Annotated in this window: 19 protein-coding genes and 1 pseudogene; 15 read left to right on the top strand and 5 right to left on the bottom strand. The window is 40.1% G+C overall.

The genetic code is table 11. The features are described from left to right. Positions 1-52 precede the first annotated feature (52 nt). The 5 genes from A6J31_RS05690 to A6J31_RS05670 all read left to right on the top strand — a co-directional run bounded on the left by A6J31_RS05690 (position 53) and on the right by A6J31_RS05670 (position 4,084). Complete coding sequence (locus A6J31_RS05690) at positions 53-976, top strand: aldo/keto reductase (protein ID WP_080610654.1); 924 nt, start codon at positions 53-55, stop codon at positions 974-976. Between the two features lie 150 nt (positions 977-1,126). After that, positions 1,127-1,702: a TetR/AcrR family transcriptional regulator gene (locus tag A6J31_RS05685; protein ID WP_070578783.1), complete on the top strand. Its 576-nt coding sequence runs from the start codon at positions 1,127-1,129 to the stop codon at positions 1,700-1,702. Next, complete coding sequence (locus A6J31_RS05680) at positions 1,699-2,379, top strand: ABC transporter ATP-binding protein (RefSeq protein ID WP_080610653.1); 681 nt, start codon at positions 1,699-1,701, stop codon at positions 2,377-2,379. Before A6J31_RS05685 ends, A6J31_RS05680 begins: the two co-directional genes overlap by 4 nt. 3 nt (positions 2,380-2,382) lie before the next feature. Further along, positions 2,383-3,528, top strand: coding sequence for an FtsX-like permease family protein (locus A6J31_RS05675; protein ID WP_080610652.1), 1,146 nt, complete (start codon positions 2,383-2,385; stop codon positions 3,526-3,528). A 295-nt stretch (positions 3,529-3,823) separates the two neighbouring features. Continuing rightward, complete coding sequence (locus A6J31_RS05670; RefSeq protein WP_002885327.1) at positions 3,824-4,084, top strand: SemiSWEET family transporter; 261 nt, start codon at positions 3,824-3,826, stop codon at positions 4,082-4,084. 107 nt (positions 4,085-4,191) lie between these two features. On the opposite strand, the gene A6J31_RS05665 is transcribed toward A6J31_RS05670, so the two are convergent. Further along, positions 4,192-4,674 (bottom strand): glutathione peroxidase, encoded by a 483-nt coding sequence (locus tag A6J31_RS05665; RefSeq protein WP_021143938.1) that lies wholly within the window; start codon positions 4,672-4,674, stop codon positions 4,192-4,194. 381 nt (positions 4,675-5,055) lie between these two features. Here A6J31_RS05665 and A6J31_RS05660 point away from each other — a divergent pair, with 381 nt between their 5' ends. From A6J31_RS05660 to A6J31_RS05640, 5 genes are all read left to right on the top strand, one after another. Then, complete coding sequence (locus tag A6J31_RS05660; RefSeq protein WP_021143939.1) at positions 5,056-6,054, top strand: uroporphyrinogen decarboxylase family protein; 999 nt, start codon at positions 5,056-5,058, stop codon at positions 6,052-6,054. Between the two features lie 18 nt (positions 6,055-6,072). Continuing rightward, the gene (locus A6J31_RS05655; protein ID WP_073688569.1) at positions 6,073-6,939 is read left to right on the top strand and encodes a transporter substrate-binding domain-containing protein; all 867 of its coding nucleotides are present in this window, start codon (positions 6,073-6,075) and stop codon (positions 6,937-6,939) included. 67 nt (positions 6,940-7,006) lie between these two features. Then, a complete protein-coding gene (locus A6J31_RS05650; protein WP_080610651.1) occupies positions 7,007-7,699 on the top strand; it encodes an amino acid ABC transporter permease in 693 nt (230 codons plus the stop codon). 3 nt (positions 7,700-7,702) lie between these two features. Next, a complete protein-coding gene (locus A6J31_RS05645) occupies positions 7,703-8,389 on the top strand; it encodes an amino acid ABC transporter permease (RefSeq protein WP_004182287.1) in 687 nt (228 codons plus the stop codon). Positions 8,390-8,400: 11 nt separating this feature from the next. After that, entirely contained in the window at positions 8,401-9,165 is a 765-nt protein-coding gene (locus A6J31_RS05640; protein WP_021143941.1) for an amino acid ABC transporter ATP-binding protein, read from the top strand. A 163-nt stretch (positions 9,166-9,328) separates the two neighbouring features. On the opposite strand, the gene A6J31_RS05635 is transcribed toward A6J31_RS05640, so the two are convergent. After that, the gene (locus A6J31_RS05635; protein ID WP_080610650.1) at positions 9,329-12,478 is read right to left on the bottom strand and encodes a KxYKxGKxW signal peptide domain-containing protein; all 3,150 of its coding nucleotides are present in this window, start codon (positions 12,476-12,478) and stop codon (positions 9,329-9,331) included. Positions 12,479-12,804: 326 nt separating this feature from the next. Here A6J31_RS05635 and A6J31_RS05630 point away from each other — a divergent pair, with 326 nt between their 5' ends. The 3 genes and pseudogenes from A6J31_RS05630 (at position 12,805) to A6J31_RS05620 (ending at position 17,091) form a co-directional block, all read left to right on the top strand. Further along, positions 12,805-14,190 (top strand): amino acid permease, encoded by a 1,386-nt coding sequence (locus tag A6J31_RS05630; protein WP_080610649.1) that lies wholly within the window; start codon positions 12,805-12,807, stop codon positions 14,188-14,190. 97 nt (positions 14,191-14,287) lie between these two features. Further along, a pseudogene (locus A6J31_RS11850) lies at positions 14,288-14,380 on the top strand (RNA-binding protein); the annotation flags it as partial. Between the two features lie 119 nt (positions 14,381-14,499). Further along, positions 14,500-17,091 (top strand): carbohydrate-binding domain-containing protein, encoded by a 2,592-nt coding sequence (locus A6J31_RS05620; RefSeq protein ID WP_080610648.1) that lies wholly within the window; start codon positions 14,500-14,502, stop codon positions 17,089-17,091. 71 nt (positions 17,092-17,162) lie between these two features. Here the strand turns inward: A6J31_RS05620 and A6J31_RS05615 are convergent, their stop codons facing one another. The 3 genes from A6J31_RS05615 to A6J31_RS05605 all read right to left on the bottom strand — a co-directional run bounded on the left by A6J31_RS05615 (position 17,163) and on the right by A6J31_RS05605 (position 18,505). Next, positions 17,163-17,357, bottom strand: coding sequence for a CsbD family protein (locus A6J31_RS05615; RefSeq protein WP_002891254.1), 195 nt, complete (start codon positions 17,355-17,357; stop codon positions 17,163-17,165). 66 nt (positions 17,358-17,423) lie between these two features. Then, on the bottom strand, positions 17,424-18,056 hold the full coding sequence (locus tag A6J31_RS05610; protein ID WP_021143946.1) for a DUF421 domain-containing protein: 633 nt from the start codon (positions 18,054-18,056) through the stop codon (positions 17,424-17,426). Beyond that, the gene (locus A6J31_RS05605) at positions 18,053-18,505 is read right to left on the bottom strand and encodes a DUF3290 family protein (protein ID WP_002885310.1); all 453 of its coding nucleotides are present in this window, start codon (positions 18,503-18,505) and stop codon (positions 18,053-18,055) included. The genes A6J31_RS05610 and A6J31_RS05605 overlap by 4 nt, the downstream gene beginning before the upstream one ends. Before the next feature lie 371 nt (positions 18,506-18,876). Here A6J31_RS05605 and manA point away from each other — a divergent pair, with 371 nt between their 5' ends. Next, positions 18,877-19,818, top strand: a complete 942-nt coding sequence (gene manA / locus A6J31_RS05600; protein WP_002891250.1) for a mannose-6-phosphate isomerase, class I — start codon at positions 18,877-18,879, stop codon at positions 19,816-19,818. 212 nt (positions 19,819-20,030) lie between these two features. Then, positions 20,031-21,359, top strand: coding sequence for a branched-chain amino acid transport system II carrier protein (brnQ, locus tag A6J31_RS05595; RefSeq protein ID WP_080610647.1), 1,329 nt, complete (start codon positions 20,031-20,033; stop codon positions 21,357-21,359). Positions 21,360-21,397: the final 38 nt, after the last annotated feature.

Here is a 21,397-nt window from a genome sequence, read left to right as displayed (position 1 = left end):
CTGTTTGGTCTTCTTTACTTTATAATGAAAGTAGAATGAAAAGGAGGCGGACATGAAGTATATTGAGTTTGCTGAAAATGAGCGTCTGTCCACGATTGTCCTTGGGATGATGAGGATCAGTCAGATGAGTGAAGATGAGGTGGAGGCCTTGGTGGAGGCAGCCTTGTCGATTGGCATCAACACCTTTGACCTAGCGGATATCTATGGCGATGGCCAGTGTGAGGTCCTGCTGGGGAAGGTTCTAAAGCGCCGTCCGGATCTTCGGGACCAGATGTGGATCCAGTCCAAGTGTGGGATTCGCAAAGACGGCTTTACCTATTTTGATTTTTCTAAGGACTATATTTTGGACTCCGTCGATGGCATCCTCGATCGTCTGCAAATCGAGCGCTTAGATAGTCTCCTCCTTCACCGACCGGATGCTCTCATGGAGCCTGAAGAAGTGGCAGCAGCTTTTGATCACTTAGAGCAAGCGGGCAAGGTCCGTCATTTTGGGGTGTCCAATCAAAATCCTATGATGATGGAATTGCTCAAAACGGCTGTCAAACAGCCTCTCAAGGTCAACCAGTTGCAGTTGAGTGCCGCCTTTACACCGAGCTTTGAGGCTGGTTTTCACGTTAATATGGAAGGGCCAAAAGCAGCCGTGCGAGATGGCAGTGTCTTTGAGTATTGTCGCTTAACCGATACGGTGATTCAAGCTTGGTCTGTCCTCCAACATGGCTTTTTCAAGGGAAATTTTGTCGGCAAGGAAGAGTTTGCGGCCCTTAATCACGTCCTTAATGACTTGGCGAAAAAATACCAGGTCACTCCGACAGCTATCGCCCTGGCTTGGGTACTTCGTTATCCGGGTAAGATGCAGGCCATCATCGGCACGACCAAACCCCAGCATGTCCTTGAAGCGGGGAAAGCAGCAACAGTCACCCTAACGCGCAAGGAATGGTACCAAATCTACCTGGCTGCAGGTAATGATTTGCCTTAGAATATTTATTAGTAGACCAGACTTCACTTGTATCAGTGGGCTGGTTTTTTTGTTTTATGCTTTACGGATTTTTCTTGACAATTCTTTCTTTGTTATGGTATTCTTTATGCAACATATGTTGCGCAACAACTGTTGCGAGAAAGGGATCTTATGCCACCAAAGGTTAAATTTAGTAAAGAGACTATGATTGGGACGGCTTTACAATTGGTGAGAGAAGAGGGCATGGCTAGTTTGACGGCTAGGGCATTAGCTGAGAAACTGGGAGCTACACCAAGAGTCATTTTTGGGCAATTTGCTAATATGTCTGAGTTACAAGCAGAAGTTATTGTTGCTGCGGAAATGGTAGTGGTGCAGTATATACGCAAGGCTTTAGAAGACGAGAAGCCTTTTCGGTCTGTCGGGGTTGCTTATATCCTTTTCGCCTCAAAAGAGCCCCAACTTTTTCAATTGCTTTTCCAAAATCCTAGCAAAGATCCGATTCGTCGCTTTCAAGAATTTCTTCCCATGAAGGATCATAGTTACCAATTGGTTCTGGATTCGATTGTCGCAGACTATCCGTTGACATTAGAGGAGGCTAGTCGCCTGTACCAGCATCTATTTATCTACTCACACGGGATGGCCTCTATGGTTGCTTCTGGTATTTATCAGTTCAGTATGGAAGAAGTGATTGGATTACTGACAGAAGTTTGTCAATCTCTCATCAAAGAAATGGTAGGAAAGAAATGATTCAACTAGAAAATGTTCAAAAAAGCTATGGCCAAACCAAGGTTTTAAAAGGGATTGATTTGCAGATTCAAGACCAGGATGATGTGGTTATCCTAGGCCCTTCTGGATCTGGGAAATCAACTCTCTTAAATGTGCTGTCAGGATTAGAAAAGGTAGACGAGGGGCATATCCTCATTCAAGGACAAGATTTATCACAACTCACGGATGCTCAATTGACAGCCTTTAGACGTGAGAAGATTGCCTTTATTTTCCAGCAGTATTATCTATTGCCGAATCTAACGGTCAGACAAAATGTAAAGATGGGAGCTGACCTGGCAGACAATAATGATTTTTTGCAGATCATCGAGGATTTGGGACTTGGCGATAAGCTGGACAAATATCCGAGTGAATTGTCTGGTGGGGAACAGCAGAGAGTCTCCATTGCTCGTGCCTTGGCCAAAAAGCCAGAGATTCTCTTCTTAGATGAGCCGACGGGAGCTCTCGATGAAGAAACAGGGCGCAAGATTCTGGACTATATCTGGAAGTTAAAGGAAAAGCTGGGCTTCACCCTCATCATGGTGACGCACAACCAAAATATTGCGGATATGGCCAGAACCATCATTCGTGTCAATAGTGGCAAAATTACCGAAGTTGTGACCAATGATCAACCTCAGACTGCCTATGAGATTGGATGGTAAGCCATGTTTTCAGTAAAAGATATTCGAAAATTAGTTGTCGTCAGTATCATTGGAGCCTGTGCGGTCTTTGTGGCTAATCTCTTCTTGAATTTTTACCTAGATATCGAGCAGTTGGAGATTTCGAAAATCAATCCGATGATTCAGACCTACTATGATGCCCAGGTTTCGCTTTCCTGGATGGTGGCCATGGTCAGTGGAGTCGTCTTGTCCTTGACGTCGGTCCTTCTCATGTGTTTTTATATCAAACAATTTGTCGATGACCACAAGGAACAATTAGGAATTTTAAAGGCTTTGGGCTACAGCAATGGCCAGTTGGCTAAACGATTTTGGGCCTTTGGACTCAGTTTTGGAGCTGGAGCACTTCTTGGCTATTTTGCTTCATTTCTCATGATGGGACATTTTTATGACTTCCGCAATGAAAAGGGGATTCTGCCAGAAATCACCATTCATTTTCACTGGCAGCTCTTGCTTGCTTTGGTAATCCTACCAACGACCTTCTTTATGCTTCTCGCGATTGGCTATGCTAGAAGACAACTACAAACGCCGGCTCTTCGATTATTGAAAAAGTCCCCAAGTCCGATCAAGGTCAAAAGGAAAAAGAGGGCTTCCAAGAAAGACAAATCCTTCTTAAAAGAGTTGTCTTCGTCACTGATTTGGGGGAGGAAATCTATCTTGTTTTTTGTTGTCTTTGGCTCCATGTGTTTTGCAGCCATGGTTCAATTGTCCTTTGGCTTAAGAGATTACACAGATGACATCATCCAAACCATGATGATTATGATTGGCTTAATTCTTTCTTTCTCGATTCTCTTTTTGTCATTGGGGATTGTCGTCTCAGAAAGTCGCGAAACCTTAGCCTTGGTGAAGGCTTTTGGCTACACAAATCGTGAATGCCAAGATCATATTCTCGCCCCCTATCGTTTTTGGGCCTATTTAGGATTTGTTCTTGGGACGGTTTATCAATATGGCATCATGGAAATCTTGATTGGTGTAATCAAAGATACAGTTCCTGAAAAGATTGAGCATAACTTTGATTGGAATGTTTGCTTCTGGACCTTGCTTGGCTTTGCTGTGGTTTACGAAAGCCTCTTTTATCTATCCAACAGAAAACTCCAAAAGCAAACCATTAAAGAAGTACTCTTAGCTGAATGATTTATGACAGTAATCCTTAATATCAGTGCTTTTTGATGAGAAAAAATAGTAGATTGATTGACTTTAGACCTCTTTAAGAGGTCTTTTTCTACTATGAAAACGCTACATAAGAGACTAAATGCACTATCACAATCTTGTGATAGTTTACATCTTCTTAACATTGTCCCGAAATTCTTGCATTCTCTATTGTTAAAGCGTATGATAGACACTGTTTTAATTTTAGTGCTTTAAAACATGTCTTGAAATATTTCTAGATGTACAAGGCAAAAAGAATTTTATGAAAGAGGAGTCTCGAATGTCAGATAAACAAATGAAAACCCTTGGTTGGGTGGCAACCTTCATGTCAGTTATGATGTATGTATCATACGTACCACAAATCATGGACAATTTGTCTGGTCATAAAGGAAACTTTATCCAACCATTGGTAGCTGCAGTCAACTGTAGCCTTTGGGTTTACTATGGTCTCTTTAAAAAAGAACGTGACCTTCCCCTTGCTGCGGCCAATGCACCAGGTATTATCTTTGGTTTAATTACAGCATTGACAGCTTTGTTCTAAAATAAAGCGAAATTTCTTTCTATACTATTTTTCTTAACGCAGAAAACGAGAGCAGAACTAGCGACAGTCAAAGATTGTCGTTTTAGTTTCACTCTCGTTTTTTATTTTTAGTTACTAAGAAGAGCCTTGATATCATCTTCCATTTTTAGTGGATCAGTTTTGGAAGAAAAACGTTCGACGACTTGACCTTCACGGTTAATCAAAAATTTAGCAAAGTTCCATTCAATTCTAGCCCCAAGAGGTCCAGATTTTTCTTGTTTTAGCCAATCAAAAAGTGGTTCTGCTTCCTTACCATTGACCTTGATTTTGGCAAACCGAGGGAAGGTTGTATGGTAATTGAGGGTGCAGAAGGTATTGATTTCTTCAGCACTACCAGGTGCCTGCCCCATAAATTGATTACAAGGAAAATCAAGAATCTCGAAACCCTGGTCTTTGTATTTGTCATAAAGTTCCTGCAAACCTTGATACTGTGGCGTTAAACCACAACCTGTTGCTGTATTGACGATTAAGACGACCTTGCCCTTATAATCATTTAGGGATACGGGCTGGTCAGCTTGATCTGAAACTGTAAAATCGTATAAGGTTGTCATAGGAAATCTCCTTTGGTTTATTTGAGACTATTATAGCAAAGTTAGTCAGAGAAGGGTTATTCGGGAAGAATAGAGACTAAATTAAGTTGGTGATAGTAATTCTTTATCTTTGATTTAGGTTTACTTATTACTAATTGTGATGATACTAAATGGAGATATATTGCTCTAGAGTATATAACACAAGGTTTAAACGGGATTTGAATGTTACACTCATAAATTAAATTTATAACCCAGGATAAAATTTCTTTATTTTTCGGATGTGATAATCTCTGATAAGATAATGTCATTCAGTTTTGAAGCAGCTAGTGATAATAGGAGTTAAAAGTATTTTAGGTATGTTCATTAGCTGTTGATATTAGGATAAGAGAAAAGGAGATTCTTATGTCAGAAAAAAGAGAGTTAGTTTTGAAAGCATTTCGTGGAGAAAGTGTTGATCGTGTCCCGGTGGGATTTTGGCATCATTTTACTACTGAAGACGAGTGGTTACATGGTTTTGAAAATCCAGAAATTATTGATAAGAATAAAGCTGGTCATAAAAAATTTATTGAAGAAGTCAAACCCGATTTTGTTAAATTGATGAGTGATGGTTTCTTTGCATACCCACAGCCTGCTTTTAAAGACTTTAAGTCAATCAGTGATTTGCAAACAATTGAACCTTTAGGTGCAAATCATCCTTGGATTTCTGCTCAAGTTGAACTTGTAAAAAGTTTGATTGCTGATTTTCCTGAAGATATTGTTGCAATTTACAATATCTTCGCTCCGGTTACTTATTTTAAATGGTTAGTTGGAAAGGTTTCAGGTGGAGATGATACTATCGCAGATTACATTGAGGAGAACCGTGAAGCTTTAAAGCATGTTTTAGATGTTATTGGAGAAGACATTGCAAGTCTTAGTCAGAGAGTGATTAAAGAAGCTGGTGCTGATGGTATTTACCTAAGTGTTCAAAGTATTCAAGATAATCGTGTTAGCGCTGAGATTTATAAGGAAATCATTGCTCCAAGTGAATTAAAGGTTTTAGATGCAGCCAATGAGGCCAAGGGTCACAATATCCTACATATTTGTGGCTACGAAGGGGCCCGCAATAACATCGAACTCTTTAAAGATTATCCTGCTCAGGTAGTTAATTGGGCGGTTGGTCCTGAGGGAATTAGTTTGGCAAAAGGCCGTAACATTTTTGGAGGTCGTACAGTTCTTGGTGGGTTTGAAAATGGAAAAGATGGTCTTCTATATACTGGAACTAAAAAAGCTATTCAAGAAAAGGTTAGGGAGATTATTGCTGATACTGGAACTCATGGGTTAATCATTGGTGCTGATTGCACGATTCCAAGTGATATTAACCATGAGCGTATTGAATGGGTACGTGAAGCAGCAATTTTGTAAGAAAAAGGAGAGATTAATATGAGTAAAAAGACATGGATTATTGGTGGAGCAGTTGTTGTAGCACTTATTGGGGCTACAGTTATTGGACGTAGCTTAACAGGAGATAAAAAAGCAAAATCAGACTCTGGAAAGGTAACAACATTAAAAGTTGCCCATACTCAAAACTATGTTCCTTATGATTTTGTTGATAAGGATGGTAATTCTGATGGCTATGAGGTAGCTGTATTAAAGGAAATTGATAAAAAGCTTCCACAGTACAAATTTGAATATACTGGAACAAGTGATGATGACCTTTTGATTGGTTTAGAGTCAGGTAAATATGACATTGGTACTAAGGGCGCGTGGTATACAGATGAACGTGCTAAAAAATTTATTATTCCTAAAGATCCAATTGGAGCAAGTATTATTGGATTTACCATTCGTAAGGATGATAAAGATAAATATAAAAATATCTCTGACTTTGCAAAACAAAATGGTCGATTGGTGCCAATCTCACCACAAAATGCTCAGTGGAATGTTATTAAAGACTACAACGATGAACATAAAGATCAACCAATCGAGTTGACATCTGCGGAATCTTTCCAAGTTTCAGATGCCTATGCTTGGGTTCTGGAAAATCGTTATGATGCTTACTTTGATATTAAATTATCTTTTGAAAAGGCTGTAACTGATAAAGATGGAGCGTATCATCAATATGCAGATAAATTGACTTGGTTCCCTTATAAAGGAATTCCAACCTATCCACTCTTGCATCGTAATAGTAAGAATGAAGAGTTTTCAAAAGAATATACTAAGGCAATTAAGGAACTAAAAGAAGACGGTACACTTGAAAAGTTATCTAAAAAATACTTTGGTGAGGATGTCTTCTCATACGTAGACAAATAAGTAATTGTAACGTCGTAAAGTAGGATGTTTTGATAAGCTTCTGAAGTGAGTTTAGTTAGGAGAAATTATGGTCAATTATGACATTTCAAAAGTTTTTGGAGCATTACCTGAAATCATAAAGGGCTTACCGATGACATTATTGGTTATCTTATTAACGACTTTACTTGGGTCGTTATTAGGAGGATTAGTTGCTTGGGCAAACCTTTCTAAGGATAAAGCTTTAGAGAATTTGGCTAAGGGATATGTTTTTATCTTACGCTGTACCCCACCGATTGTGTTGCTATTTTTAGTATTTTACGGAGTTCCAGAATTTCTTAATTGGTGGTTAGGATTAGATATTAATGATTGGTCCAAATTGATATTTGTTCTTGTGACTATGGTTCTCCTATTCTCAGCAATGATATCAGAAGTATTTAAAGCAGCTTATCAAGCAATCCCTAAAGGACAATTAGAAGCTGGGCTTAGTATTGGGCTTACTTCTGAACAAACCTTTGTAAGAATTATCGCCCCTCAAGCATTTAAGGTTGCTTTACCAAATATTACAACAGCTATACTTAACCTTATGCGCGATGCAGCTTTGGCTTATACGATTGGTTTTATTGATGTTATGGGCAAAGGGAACCTTTTGATTAGTCGCCATTTAGGAAATTATTCTTTGGAGACTTATACAGCTGTTGCCTTTGTTTATTGGGGAATAGCATTAATTCTATCGTTGATTTCTAGGATAGCAGAGCAACAATTGAGTGTAAAAGAGAGGTAAAAAATGAATATTACTTTTATTATAGATACCTTTATCAAGGCTTTATATGGTGTTCCGGTAACACTGGGAATCATGGTTGTGGCTATTCTATTGAGTTTTCTACCTGCTTTATTTCTCGCTTTGGGTCAAATTTATAAGGTACGAGGTGTTAAGACTTTTTCAATTGTTTATCTTGCGTTTATTCGTGCAACACCTCCAATTCTTTTAATTTTATTCTTTTATAGTTTGTTCCCTAGTTTGTTAAATCAGTTTTTTAAAGGTATTGGGAGTCACATAGATGTCTTCAAAGTTAATCCGCTTTACTATGCCTTTATTATCTATAGCTTGATGACAACAGGAAGCTTATCAGAAATCATTCGATCAGCATTACTAACTGTTGATAAAGGTCAACTAGAAGCTGCACAAGCCATAGGTTTAACAACAAGACAAGCCTATCTGAGAATCGTTTTTCCACAGGCACTTAAGGCCGCTCTTCCAAATTTGTGTAACTTAGTTATCAATATTGTAAAAGGAACGTCACTTGTCTTTGTTATGACGATAAAAGATATTACCGCAATTGCACGAGTCGAAGCAGCATATGGATATCAATATTTTGAATCTTATTTTGTCATCTTCATTTTATATTTAATCATTTGTGGTATCATTCAAGTTCTCTTTAACTTTGGAGAAAGAAAATTGCAATTTACATAGAGGGAGTCACTATGCTAGAAGCTAAACATATATCAAAAACATTTGGAGATCGTCAGGTTCTTGTTGATGTCAATCTACAAGTGAAACAGGGAGATGTGGTTGTCATCTTGGGACCATCAGGTTCAGGAAAAACAACTTTCTTACGTTGCCTTAATCATTTGGAGAAAGCTGATGGAGGTCAATTAACAATTTCAGGTAAGGACTACTCTTTGGATAAGTTATCAAAGAAAGATATTTTAGATATCCGAAAGAAAACAGCTTTTGTATTTCAACATTACAATTTATTTGCAAACAAGACTGCCATTGAGAATATCTTGGAAGGTTTAGTGATTGCTAGGAAAGTTCCCAAAAGTGAAGCGCAAGAGATTGCTGAAGAAGCACTTAAAAAAGTTGGTCTTCTGGATTTTAAAGATTACTACCCATCACAACTTTCAGGAGGACAACAACAACGTATTGGTTTAGCTAGAGCAATAGCAGTAAAACCAGAAGTTATCTTGTTAGATGAACCAACATCGGCCCTTGATCCAGAACTAGTTGGGGATGTTCTGGATGTCATGAAACAACTTGCTCATGAAGGAACAACAATGGTAGTTGTGACTCATGAGATGGGGTTTGCACGAGATGTAGCTAATCATGTCGTTTTCATGGATGGTGGTCATGTCATCGAAGAGGGGAGTCCAAAAGACATTTTTTACAGACCAAAAGAAAAACGTACCCAACAATTTTTGGCACGTATTCTTTCTGATGCTAGTTATGATTTGGAATATATGATTTGATCCATCATTAATAAGTTGTAATTAGAGTATATAATTCTTGTATAAATAAAATAGGCTGAGGTTATTTCTCAGCCTATTTTATGTTTCCTATATGTAATGTTAGTTTATATAGTCCTTAACTCCCACAAAAAAACCAAGACTTTCGTCTCGGTTTCATCTAATCTTACTTCACCACATGTCCGTCTTTGTCGAAGGTATAGAGTTTACCGTCGATGAGGACAGAGCGGTTAGAGTATTTTTCACCTGTTTTAGGGTCCAAATAGTAGGTGTAGTTATCGACTGTGACAAAGCGTCCTAGGACTTGTTTGCCTTCAGCGTCGAAGTAGAGGACCTTACCATCAACTTCTTGGAAGCCGGTCACTTTCTCACCTTTGTCATTGTAATAGTAGTTATCGCCCTTATCGTAGACAATGCGATTGCGATAAGCTGGTTCACCCTTGCGGTCAGCGACTACACCATTGTCATCAGCATTATAGGCTCTGTCTCCGATGACAAAACGTCCTGTTTCAAGGTTTCCGCTAGCTCGGAAGTAGTAGTTCTTGCCGTCGATGGTTTGCCAACCGGTAAGAGCAGCTCCGTCGTTGCCATAGTAGCGTGTTGGGTAGTATGGGAAGCGTGGAGAACCTTCGTAGTTGTATGATTTTGAAAAGGCATTACGTGTCATGATACCAGTCAATTGGTCAAATTGGTAAGTCTTACCATTGATTGTGACCTCTGTGCCTTTGGCTTGACGGCCATCTTCATAGAAATAGTAAGTGACGCCATCAAATGTCTTCAAGCCAGTGACTTTTTGACCATTTTCATAGAGATAACTTGTACCGCTACGATCCGTCTGCAATTGGTCAAAGTGGATGGCTTTTTCTTTTGCCGCATCAATACCCTTGGCATCAAAATTAAAGGTTACGCCACGATAAGTAAGGGCCTTGTTAGTTGTTGCAATGGCAACGTTTGTGGTCACTTTTTGGCCATTTGGTGCTGTGAAGGTCATAGGTGTTGAGTCGAAATGGTAGAGGTGTCCATTAAGAATATCCCATTCGTCAAAAGTTGACCATTGTGATTGGCGGACGTTACTATATTTAGATCCAAGAATCTTACCATCATATTGATAAGGACCTTCTTTGATATTACCGTCGGCATCTGTAACATAGACACCTTCAAGTTCATACGAATTCTCACCAGTACGCTTGAACTCAGGATAGAGACCGTTTGTCAAGAGTTTTCCATCTGGGCTAAAGAGTTGAGAGTTGATAACTCCTGTGTAGAGGTTTCCTTTAGGTGTGTCGTCATCAGAATAGTCGCTACCATAATAACGGTTGCCATCAACTTCAAACCAGCCTGTCTTGAAGGCACCATCATTGCCAGCGTAGTAGATGTTTTCAGAGAAGTCACCGTAACGCCCAGTAGATTTATCATGGTAGAAGGCATTACGTAGAACAGCACCAGTTTCGCTGTTAGCGAAATACTGGTTATCACCTAGGGTAAAGAAAGCACCTCGGACTTGTTGGCCCTTATCGTTAAAGTAGTAGAGGTCCTTGTTAATAGTTTGGAAACCAGTGACCTTTTTACCATTAGCATCATAGTAATACCATTCTTGATCGCTACCTTGAACAAATTGGTTTCGATTTGTGGTTTGGTCAGCTTTAGTCGTCGCCACCCCATTATTGTCAAAATTATAGACCGTACCGTTTAAGGTAAGTGAGCGATTAACCCACTTGTCACCTGTATTTGGATCGAAGTAGTAGGTTTTGCCGTCAATGGTAACCAGTTGTCCCTTGGCTTGGACACCATATTCGTGGAAATAAAGGTTCTGACCGTTAATGGTTTGGAAACCAGACACGGCTTTACCATCAGATCCGAAGTAGTACCAAGAGTTGTCTTTATTGATAAATTGGTTAGTTACTGGATTTCCATTATCTTTATCGAAATAGTAGATATCGTTACCGTAGTAAAGGAAGTCCCCTTTGACTTGTTGACCATTGTCATTGAAGTAGTGAAGGCTACCGTCTACTGTTTGAAAGCCATGAAGCGCTTTACCATCTTTACCAAAGTAATACCAATTCCCTTTATCGTCAGAAACATAACGGTTGGTTACCATAATACCAGTCTTAGGGTCAAAGTAATACTGTTGTCCGTTCAGGTTTTGAACACTTGTCTTGTAGTGAGCTTGGCTACGGTCTAGAAATTCGGTTTGGAAACCAAATGGGGCTGAGAAGCCTTTAGTTGCCTTGAAGTCATTGATGTAATACCAGTTTCCAGCATTATCCGAAACAAAGACAAAATTAGGTTGATTACCAGTAGCATCAAAGTAGTAAAGATTTCCATTTTCAGTGATGAAGTCATCTTTGACCATCTTGCCATCTTTGTCGAAGTAGTAAAAGCCAAAGTATTTATGGTTGACGTTGTTAAGAGCTTGTAGACCTGTTACGCGACGTCCATTGTCTTTATCGAAATAGTAGCTATCACCATTAATAGTGACGATTTCGTTTTTAGCTTGTCGACCATCTTCGTGGAAGTAGAGGTTAAAGCCATCGATATTCTGAGCACCAGTGACGGGTTTCCCATCTTTGCCGAGGTAATACCAGTTGTGGTTGTTGTCTTCAATAAACTGGTTGCGTTTGTTCGTTTCAGGTAGAACTGCTGTCAAACGACCTTGGGCATCAGCATTGTAGGCTTGACCATCGATGTTGATAGAGGTATTGGTTACCTTACGTCCATTGGCTTTATCATAGTAGAAAGATTGTCCATTTTCAGTGATAATCTCACCCTTGGCTTGCTTGCCATCCTCGTGGAAATAAAGGTCGAAATGGTCAACGTTTTGGGCACCTGTCAGATTTTTGCCGTCTTTAAGGTAGTACCAGTTGCCCTCAGCATCGCTCTTGAATTGACCGCCAGAAACGACAGTAGTTTCAACAGATTCTGGTGCTTGACTGTTTACTTCAGTAGCTGTGTTAGCTGTTTCTGAAGTTGAAGCAGCAGTTCTCGTTTCGCCACTAGACAAATTGTAAGTGCTACTTGCTTGGTCTTCTTTAAGGACTGGCTGCTTATCAGTTGTAACAGTAGCAGTTGTATCAGTTGCCTTATTGGTTGCGACTTGATCAGCTTTTGTCGTAGCTACAGTTGTTTCTGTGACGACAAGATCAGGATCCTGGCTGACACTTTCAGGTGTGCTAGCTGAGGTAACTTGATTTGCAGCTTGTTCGTCGGCAGAGACACTAACTCCAATCAATGAGGCACCAAGTGCCAAACCAGACACGGCAATGGTAACCCATTGTTTTTTCACTTTATGAAGTTTAAAATGAACTTTATTTTCCATAAAAGTTCCCCTTTTCCTTTTTAATGACCCCATTCTAACATCTTTCATTAGAAGAATCAAACGCATTCATAAGATTTTCATGTTTTTTTCTAAAAATTGAAAATTCTTTCTAGGTAAGGATTTGAGAAAGAAAAAAGAATGATAAATGACCACTTTAGCAAGCTCCTTTTAATCGAGATGTATGGAAAATTAAAAAGTAAGCATTAGGAGTCCCCATTTTTGGCATAGCATTCACCAATAAAAGTATAAAAATACAGAAAAAGGCCCATTTAGACCAAGAAATATGGTATAATAGTTCGGTATTTCGCAAAAAATGGAGTATAAAAATGAGTATTTTTCGTAAAAAGGATGTCGGTCTCGCTCAGACTGAGATGAAACGACATCTGACCCTTAGGGATGTGGTCCTGCTGGGAATCGGTGCTATGGTTGGTACAGGAATCTTTACGATTACTGGTACCGCGGCATCGACTCTGGCTGGTCCTGCCCTGATTATTTCGGTCTTGATTTCAGCCGTGTGTGTTGGGATGTCAGCGATTTTCTTTGCTGAGTTTGCCTCACGTTACCCATCAGCCGGTGGTGTCTATGGTTACCTCTATGCTGTCTGGGGGGAGTATCCTGCCTGGATGGGTGGCTGGTTGACCATGATTGTCTTTATGAATGCTGTATCCAGTGTGGCCTCTGGTTGGGGTGCCTACCTCAAGGGGCTACTGGCTAGCTTTGGTCTTAAGTTGCCTCAAGCCATCAGTGGACCTTTCAATCCCAGTCAAGGCACTTACATTGACCTCTTGCCAGTCTTGGTCTTGGTCCTGGTGACGGCTCTTCTTCTCATGAATTCTAAACAGGCTTTACGTTTGAACTCACTTTTGGTAGTGCTCAAGTTTTCAGCCTTAGCAGTCTTTATCTTAGTGGGTCTCTTCCATTTGAATCCTAGCAACTGGGCAGATTTTGCACCATTTGGCTTTGGGCAAATTTATGGAGGAAAGACAGGAATTATGGCGGGTGCTTCCCTCATGTTCTTTGGTTTCCTTGGTTTCGAGTCTATCTCTATGACAGTAGACGAGATTAAAGAGCCGCAAAAGAACGTTCCTCGAGGTATCGTTCTTGCCTTGATTATCGTGGCTTCACTTTATGCCGTGGTTTCGCTGGTCTTGACAGGAGTTGTTCACTATACCAAGTTGAATGTTGATGATGCTGTGGCTTATGCCCTTCGCTATATCGGTATTTCTTGGGCGGCCAACTATGTCTCTGTGGTTGCTATTATGACCTTGATTACGGTATGTATCTCAATGGCCTATGCCCTTAGTCGTATGGTTTATAGCCTGGCGCGTGATGGTTTCCTTCCTCAAACCTTACAAAAGGTTTCAGAGACTAATAAGGTTCCACATCATGCGACACTTTTGACAGGTGCTTTGTCAGCTATCTCAGCAGGTATCTTCTCTTTGGCCAATATGGCATCCTTGGTTAACATTGCGACCTTGGCTTACTTGGTCCTCTTGGCTATTGCTCTCATTATTCTTCGTAAGGACAAGGGCTTGCCACAGAAGGAAGAGTTTAAGGTTCCATTTGTTCCTGTCTTGCCCATTATTTCAATTATCGTCTGCCTCTCCTTTATGAGTCAGTACAGTTGGCAGACATGGTTAGCTTTTGGTTTGGCAGTGCTAATTGGGTCAGCTATCTATGCCTTTTACGGTTACAAACATTCGAAGTATTAAGATGAAAACGTTAGGTCAGACGGCCTAGCGTTTTTGGTATAATGAAAGTGAAGGAGACCGTAGGTTAACCTATTGGCGAGAGCTTCATGAGGATCTCTTTAGCAAATGGTTGGAAGAGGTTGGATTACATTTTAGTCAGGACAGTCTAGTTGTGTTGGAAGAATTTAGAGTAGTTTATCCTATAGATTGAAAGTTCCCAATATCTTGGGGACTTTTTACTTTAAGGAAAGATTAACCTTTCTTTAAGTCTTGTCTTAGGTTGCTCGTGTTTAATAGAGGCATCTCAAAAGTAAGAAAGAGGTCTAAGATATGACATACAAAGATACGAAACAAACACAAGAACGTTACGCCATTAAAAAATCATCAAAATGGAAAACAGCAGGTTCAGTCCTAGTAGCGAGCTTAATTTTTGGTGGCTCGGTCATCTTAAACGAAAATAAGGCTTCAGCCGATGAGACTAATACCGAGTCAACACTCTCAACGGTTACGACGGGTGAAACCACTGCCGACTTGATTGAAGAAAGTGTTCAGACAGAAGATTCGTCAAATACTAGTGAGACAAGTACAGACACTGATACAAGTACTACAACTACGACATCCGACACGGCTTCGTCAGCAACAAGTTCAACATCCGACACAACAGATACATCGTCAAGTAGTGAAATATCTAATCAGTCAAGCACATCCTCAACTTCAGAAGCAAGTTCTTCTGAAACTGCTGCAACAACAACTAATGAAACTTCAGAAACGGCTACAACTACTACAGATGAAAACAGTAGCACTCATACAAGCACAAGCTCCACTGAAGCGACTGCTTCAGAGACAGCTTCAGTTTTAACCAACAATGCTTCAGATACTACATCTGAGACAACAACAACTGAGTCTAGCAGTGATGATTCAGAAAGCACAACGACCACGATTACCTTTAATGGGACAACTGTGGTAACAAGTGATAGTAGCACAGTAACAGTTGACGGCACTACCGTTACCATTAATCAATCAGGTTCATATACTCTAACAGGTAATGGCTCAAGTTACACTATTATTGTGGCTGGTAGTGTGACGGATCCAGTTACAATCTACTTGGATGGAGTGACCTTAACAGATTCCTCAATCACTTCTAGTTCCTCAGCAGAATTGACAGTGAATGTCCTTTCAGACAGTTCCATTTCTTCAACCTCTGCCAATGCCATCGAAGCAGCGGGAGCTTTGACCATCACCAGCGGTACTGGAAGTAGCTTGACCCTTTCAAGTACTGAAAAGCACGCCATTAAGGCTGACAGTGTAACGGTTGACTCTGTAACGCTTGATTTGACTTCTGAGGCCAAGGATGGCATCAATGCAACGACAGCTGTAACCATTAAAAATGCCACAGTCAACATCACGGCAACTGATGATGGTATTCAAGTCGAAGACGAAACAGATGTGAATAGTGGTGACTTGACAATTACCGACTCAACGGTAACGATTAATGCGACTGATAAAGGTATCACGGTTACGGATGAATTGACCATTGAAGGCAATTCTAAAGTAACGGTCGTGGCAGGTGACGAAGGCCTTGAAGGACGTTATATTAACTTGACAGGTGGAACTGTTGACATCACTGCTGGAGATGACGGTATTAACGCCACTGAGTGGACGACCAAGGACAGTGCAGACACTTCAAGCCTAACCAACTCGACTTCTGATTTGGAAAATGAAGTTGCCATCAATATTGACGGTGCAACGGTTACAATCCTAGCAGACGGTGATGGTATTGACAGTAACGGGAATGTGACAGTTAAAAGTGGTTCTCTCTATGTCGCTCAGACAAGTGCAGATAATGCCGCTATCGACTATGATGGGACAGGTATTATCTCGGGTGGTACTGTATGGGCTATTGGTAACCAAGGAATGGCTCAGGCCTTTACAACGGGTTCGAGCCAATCTTATATCATGGCCAACATTTCAGGTAGTGCAGGGGACACCATCACAGTCACTGATAGCTCTGGAAATGTTGTTGCCACAACGACAGCGACGTCTTCATTTGGAAATGTAGTCTTTAGTACCGAGAGTCTAACTTCGGGTGAAACCTATACCATCACGACCTCAAGTGGTTCAAGTGCCACTGCAACAGCTACTGAAGAAGGCACAAACAACGGTCCTGGTGCAGGTGGAATGGGTGGCTTCCCAGGTGGAAGCTTTGACAATACCTCAATGTCTGATAATTTCGGAGGCTATGGGGGACCGACTAGCTATGGCGGAAGCTCAACTAATACTGGTAGCATTAACACACCATGGGGCCAATCTGGTTCAATAAGTTCTGAGAATACGTCTAGCACAAGTACTACAAGTTCAACAAGTCAGACGTCTAATACAGGACGTCCAACTCCACCAAACTTTGCAAGTCAAACAAGTAACTCAACGTCTCCAAATGTGAGTAGCACAACTTCTACGACAGCAAGTAGCACAAGCCCATCAGCTCAAGGCTCATCAAGGACTAATGCTTCAGACCCTGAAGTAACATCATTGATGTCTGAAGTAGCAGTTGCAAATCAGTCAGCAGAAGTACAGCCCGCACAGGCAAGGACAGATAAGACAAGTAGCACCCAACAACAAAATCAAGAGACTGCTGAGAAGTTGAATAAGATTCCTACTCAAAATCAAACTTCTGAAGCATCAAAAGGTCAGTCAAGCTTGAGTCAAAAGGAAAATGTTAGCTCAGTTGTACAAACTAATTTTGCCCAGAAACAACATACAAGCTCTAAGGCTAATCAGTCTGCTAAAAGTTCACAAAGTAGCCAAGCAAACCAATCAACGTTACCAGATACTGGTGATGTGAGTAGCTTGGGATTAGGTGCATTAGGGGCTGTACTTATGACAGCATCATTTGCACTTAAAGGAAGCAAGCATTCTCGTTAGTAATTTTAGTTTAGAAAACAAATAAAAAAAGAAGTTCTCTTGCCAAATGGCTTGAAAACTTCTTTTTTGTCTTATTTTTTAAAGTTATTTTTAAGGCCTTCAACAGCACCTTCAATGCCTTCTTTAACATCTTCGAGACCGTCTTTTGCTTTTGCTACAACTTTTTCAACCGCACCTTCGATTTCAGTCTTTTTGTCGCCAGTCAGTTTACCTGCACCCTCTTTAAGAGCGCCTTTAGCTTGATTTAATTTATCTTCGATTCCCATAGTAGAACCTCCTTTTTATGATGATACCATTATAGACAATATTAAACGGTAATGCAAGTGGTTTGTTTAATAAGTAACGACATTAATGTTTCCTTTATCGTACTCAGCAATAAAGATATCCGAAACGTTTTCATATCCCATTTTTTGAAGCTCTTCATTTAACCAATCCTCCGTTTTACCAATAGTATCAAGAATTTCTGTTTGAATGACCCCATCAGTAACGATTGGGTATTTCGGATTTTCATCACCCGCACGAACCACAATCAATTGGCCGTTCTGTTCAATAACTGCACGTTTAACCTCTTTGAGTTGAAAAATTCCTTGAGAACGTAATTTTAAAGCGACATCAGAAGCTGAAAGTCCTATAGAGCGACAAGCTTCAGGATCTAGTTGACCCTGTTTGATGATGACGGTTGGTTTACCGTCAATCAAATGTTTGATAAAGTGAATATTGGTGATGAGCCATTTAAGAAGTAAAATCAAAATCGTCCAAATAATCAAAATCACGATATATTGGAGGATTGAAACGGTACTACTATAAATTGTACCACCGAGGATTGCACCAAGAACAAAGTTCTGTACTTGGTCAGTAGCTGAGCTAGGTGCTAGGTTTCCTTTACCTGTTAAATTGATAACAAAGACGAGTGAAATAAGCCCCAAAGCTAGTTTAATTGCAACAGTAAGATAAAAAGATGTCATTTTTTAACCTCCACGAGTTCAACATCAGACTTGTAAAGTTTTATTTGTTCTAGCAAGTAGCTGTCAGGTTCTGAACCTGAGATGGCACGATAGTACTTGTTTCCAACTTTGAGGATAGCGCCATCTGTAGTAGTAGAAGTATTGACATAAACCTTGCTCTTATCAACGTCAAGATTTTTAGACACAACCTCGATAAAGTGAAGAGATGCTCTAAATTGGTCGTTGTTAGATTGATTGCTTTGGAAATTACTGATAGCAATTAGAACCACGGCAACTAAGGTTAAAATAGAAATAATAGAGAGTTCACGAAACTTAGTATCATGGCGTTCTTTGAAGGCTTTAAAAGCAAATACACCGGTCACTAAAATAAGTCCTGCAGTAATGGCAACCATAACCCAGTTTTGTTGGCTAATCTGACTTAGCACATAGTCATAGGAATAGAATTTCATTGAGAGATTTCCTTTCATAATATCAATAACATTATAGGTTAAAAAGTCTTTAAATTCAATCAATCTATCCGAAAAATGAAGGAATGAGTAGGATTCTTAAAGGAAATTTGCTATTGAAATGACTTGCAGCCATTAAGCCAAAATCTTATGATTTCTTTAAGGACTCTGTTGATATTTTCACAAATTATGCTTATAATTGAGGTAATCAACAATCAGAACTTGCCTAAATTTTTCGAGAATCAGAAGTCTGGTAACTTAAAGAGATTGGTTATTTTATGTAAGACTTCACTGTTAATCTCTAAGAGAGTCAACACCTTTTCTTGAATTCCAAAAAATGTTAAGGCCTCTCGTTCCTAGAAAAAGGAGTAATTATGTCTGAACCATTATTTTTACAATCTGTTATGCAAGAAAAAATCTGGGGTGGTACGCATTTGCGTGATGTCTTTGGCTACGACATTCCAAGCGACCATGTCGGAGAGTACTGGGCTATTTCTGCTCACCCAAATGGTGTTTCTACTATTAAGAATGGTCGTTATGCCGGTCAAACTTTAGATGTTCTTTATGCAGAGCACCGTGAGTTGTTTGGCAATCGTCAAGAACCTGTTTTCCCACTTTTGACTAAGATTTTGGATGCTAATGATTGGCTTAGTGTGCAGGTCCATCCAGATGATGCTTATGGACTTGAACATGAAGGTGAACTTGGTAAAACAGAGTGTTGGTATATCATTGCTGCTGAGCCAGGCGCTGAAATTATTTATGGCCACAATGCCAAATCAAAAGAAGAACTGCGTCAGCAAATTGAAAGTAAGGATTGGGAAAATCTTTTGACTAAGGTTCCAGTTAAAGCAGGAGATTTCTTCTATGTTCCAAGTGGTACCATGCATGCTATTGGTGCAGGTATCATGGTTCTTGAAACGCAACAATCTAGTGATACGACTTACCGTGTTTATGATTTTGACCGTAAAGATGATCAAGGTAACCTGCGTGAACTCCATCTTGAAAAATCTATCGATGTCCTTAATATCGGTGAGCCAGCCAACAGTCGACCAGTCACAACAAAAGTAGATGATCTCAAGTCAACGCTCTTAGTAGCAAGTGATTTCTTCGCTGTTTACAAATGGGAAATCTCAGGTAAGGCTGATTTTGAAAAGACTGCTGATTACAGTTTGTTTAGTGTACTTGACGGTCAAGGAAGCCTCTTAGTCGATGATCAAGAATACCAAATTGCAAAAGGCAGCCACTTTATTCTTCCTAGCGATGTTGAAACATGGCAAATTAAGGGAGAGCTTGAATTGATTGTCAGTCACCCATAATCAAAATATCAAACTAGACGAGATGAGAATCTTGTCTAGTTTTTTCGTACAAGGATACAGAAAATTTGCAATTTTAAAAACCTTTCCTAATAAGTCTGAATAGCTTGAAGTTCCAAACTAATCATGTCATACTAAGTAAGTTGACTAAAATAGTAATAAACAAGTTATCTTTTTTGAGATGATATCTTGTTTGTCTTAGATCGGAGAAACTTATGTTAAAAAAAGGAGGCCTTACAGCTTTATTGTTGTTTGGTATGTTCTTTGGAGCCGGAAATCTGACCTTTCCGCCTCAGCTAGGCTTTGAATCTGGAGGTCATTTTTGGCCTGCGATTGCAGGGTTTGTCCTATCAGGTATTGGTATTGCCATCCTAACGCTGGTGATTGGGACCCTAAATCCTAAGGGGTACATTCATGAGATTTCACAAAAAATCTCGCCTAAGTTTGCCCTAGTCTATTTGGCAGTCCTTTATCTGTCTATTGGTCCTTTCTTTGCCATTCCTAGAACGGCAGCAGCAGCCTTTTCGATTGGCTTCTCGCCTTTGATTGGCAGTGGACATACCAGCCTTTGGCTCTTTGTCTTTACCGTAATCTACTTTGCTTTAGCACTTTGGATTGCCATGAACCCATCTAAAATTCTAGATAGTATTGGACGTATCTTAACACCTGTCTTTGCTATTATGATTGTTATGGTTATTGTGGCAGGAGCACTTAAATACGGTGGTCACAGTCCTCAGGTAGCTAGTCAGGCCTATCAGGCTTCTGCTTTTGGTAAGGGATTCTTGGAAGGCTATAACACCTTGGATGCCTTGGCTTCTGTGGCCTTTAGTGTAGTGGCAGTAGTCACCCTCAATCAATTAGGCTTTAAGTCTAAAAAAGAGTATATTTCTACTATTTGGGTTGTTGGTTTTGTAGTGACGCTTCTCTTTGGTGCTTTGTATTTGGGATTAGCTTTCTTGGGAAATCATTTCCCACTCCAAGTGGCAGGATTACCAAAAGATGCCAATATTGGTGCTAGCGTCTTGTCACAAGCCACACAAGCTATCTTTGGACCAGCTGCTCAGATTTTCCTAGCTATCATGGTGACAGTGACTTGTTTCACAACAACCGCAGGACTTATCGTTGCGACTGGAGAATTCTTCCACAAGGCATTTCCGAAAGTATCCTACAAGGCTTACGCCATTCTCTTTACCTTGATTGGGTTTGCGATTGCCAACTTGGGACTTAACAATATCATTGCTTTCTCAGTGCCAGTGCTTTTGATTCTCTACCCAATCACGATTACGATTGTCATGATTGTGATTGCCAACAAGTTCGTGGCCTTGTCTAAACCTGGTATGCAGGTTACAGTTGCGGTAGTAACGCTGATTGCCTTGCTTAGCGTGCTTGGCAGCCAGTTCAAGCTTGCAGGACTGAATGCCCTCATTAACTTCCTACCATTGTCAGGAGCTTCCTTACCATGGTTGATACCAGCCATCTTGTGCATCCTCTTGTCTCTCATCTTACCAGATAAGATTAAGAGCGAAAGCTTTGAAATGGAATAAAAATAAAATCCTATCACAATGTGATGGGATTTTTTGTG

It is taken from the genome of Streptococcus sp. FDAARGOS_192 (assembly GCF_002073815.2).
In the GTDB taxonomy this organism is placed as follows: Bacteria; Bacillota; Bacilli; order Lactobacillales; family Streptococcaceae; genus Streptococcus; species Streptococcus salivarius_H.
This window is presented reverse-complemented; position numbering and strand designations above follow the sequence as displayed.

What these genes read in the sequence shown, in the direction of transcription:
- A6J31_RS05610 (WP_021143946.1), bottom strand. Translation starts at nt 18,056, where the DNA reads ATGACATCTTTTTATCTTACTGTTGCAATTAAACTAGCTTTGGGGCTT.
- A6J31_RS05615 (WP_002891254.1), bottom strand. Translation starts at nt 17,357, where the DNA reads ATGGGAATCGAAGATAAATTAAATCAAGCTAAAGGCGCTCTTAAAGAG.
- A6J31_RS05660 (WP_021143939.1), top strand. Translation starts at nt 5,056, where the DNA reads ATGTCAGAAAAAAGAGAGTTAGTTTTGAAAGCATTTCGTGGAGAAAGT.
- manA (WP_002891250.1), top strand. Translation starts at nt 18,877, where the DNA reads ATGTCTGAACCATTATTTTTACAATCTGTTATGCAAGAAAAAATCTGG.
- A6J31_RS05640 (WP_021143941.1), top strand. Translation starts at nt 8,401, where the DNA reads ATGCTAGAAGCTAAACATATATCAAAAACATTTGGAGATCGTCAGGTT.
- A6J31_RS05620 (WP_080610648.1), top strand. Translation starts at nt 14,500, where the DNA reads ATGACATACAAAGATACGAAACAAACACAAGAACGTTACGCCATTAAA.
- A6J31_RS05690 (WP_080610654.1), top strand. Translation starts at nt 53, where the DNA reads ATGAAGTATATTGAGTTTGCTGAAAATGAGCGTCTGTCCACGATTGTC.
- A6J31_RS05645 (WP_004182287.1), top strand. Translation starts at nt 7,703, where the DNA reads ATGAATATTACTTTTATTATAGATACCTTTATCAAGGCTTTATATGGT.
- A6J31_RS05635 (WP_080610650.1), bottom strand. Translation starts at nt 12,478, where the DNA reads ATGGAAAATAAAGTTCATTTTAAACTTCATAAAGTGAAAAAACAATGG.
- A6J31_RS05630 (WP_080610649.1), top strand. Translation starts at nt 12,805, where the DNA reads ATGAGTATTTTTCGTAAAAAGGATGTCGGTCTCGCTCAGACTGAGATG.
- A6J31_RS05665 (WP_021143938.1), bottom strand. Translation starts at nt 4,674, where the DNA reads ATGACAACCTTATACGATTTTACAGTTTCAGATCAAGCTGACCAGCCC.
- A6J31_RS05605 (WP_002885310.1), bottom strand. Translation starts at nt 18,505, where the DNA reads ATGAAATTCTATTCCTATGACTATGTGCTAAGTCAGATTAGCCAACAA.
- brnQ (WP_080610647.1), top strand. Translation starts at nt 20,031, where the DNA reads ATGTTAAAAAAAGGAGGCCTTACAGCTTTATTGTTGTTTGGTATGTTC.
- A6J31_RS05670 (WP_002885327.1), top strand. Translation starts at nt 3,824, where the DNA reads ATGTCAGATAAACAAATGAAAACCCTTGGTTGGGTGGCAACCTTCATG.
- A6J31_RS05675 (WP_080610652.1), top strand. Translation starts at nt 2,383, where the DNA reads ATGTTTTCAGTAAAAGATATTCGAAAATTAGTTGTCGTCAGTATCATT.
- A6J31_RS05680 (WP_080610653.1), top strand. Translation starts at nt 1,699, where the DNA reads ATGATTCAACTAGAAAATGTTCAAAAAAGCTATGGCCAAACCAAGGTT.
- A6J31_RS05655 (WP_073688569.1), top strand. Translation starts at nt 6,073, where the DNA reads ATGAGTAAAAAGACATGGATTATTGGTGGAGCAGTTGTTGTAGCACTT.
- A6J31_RS05685 (WP_070578783.1), top strand. Translation starts at nt 1,127, where the DNA reads ATGCCACCAAAGGTTAAATTTAGTAAAGAGACTATGATTGGGACGGCT.
- A6J31_RS05650 (WP_080610651.1), top strand. Translation starts at nt 7,007, where the DNA reads ATGGTCAATTATGACATTTCAAAAGTTTTTGGAGCATTACCTGAAATC.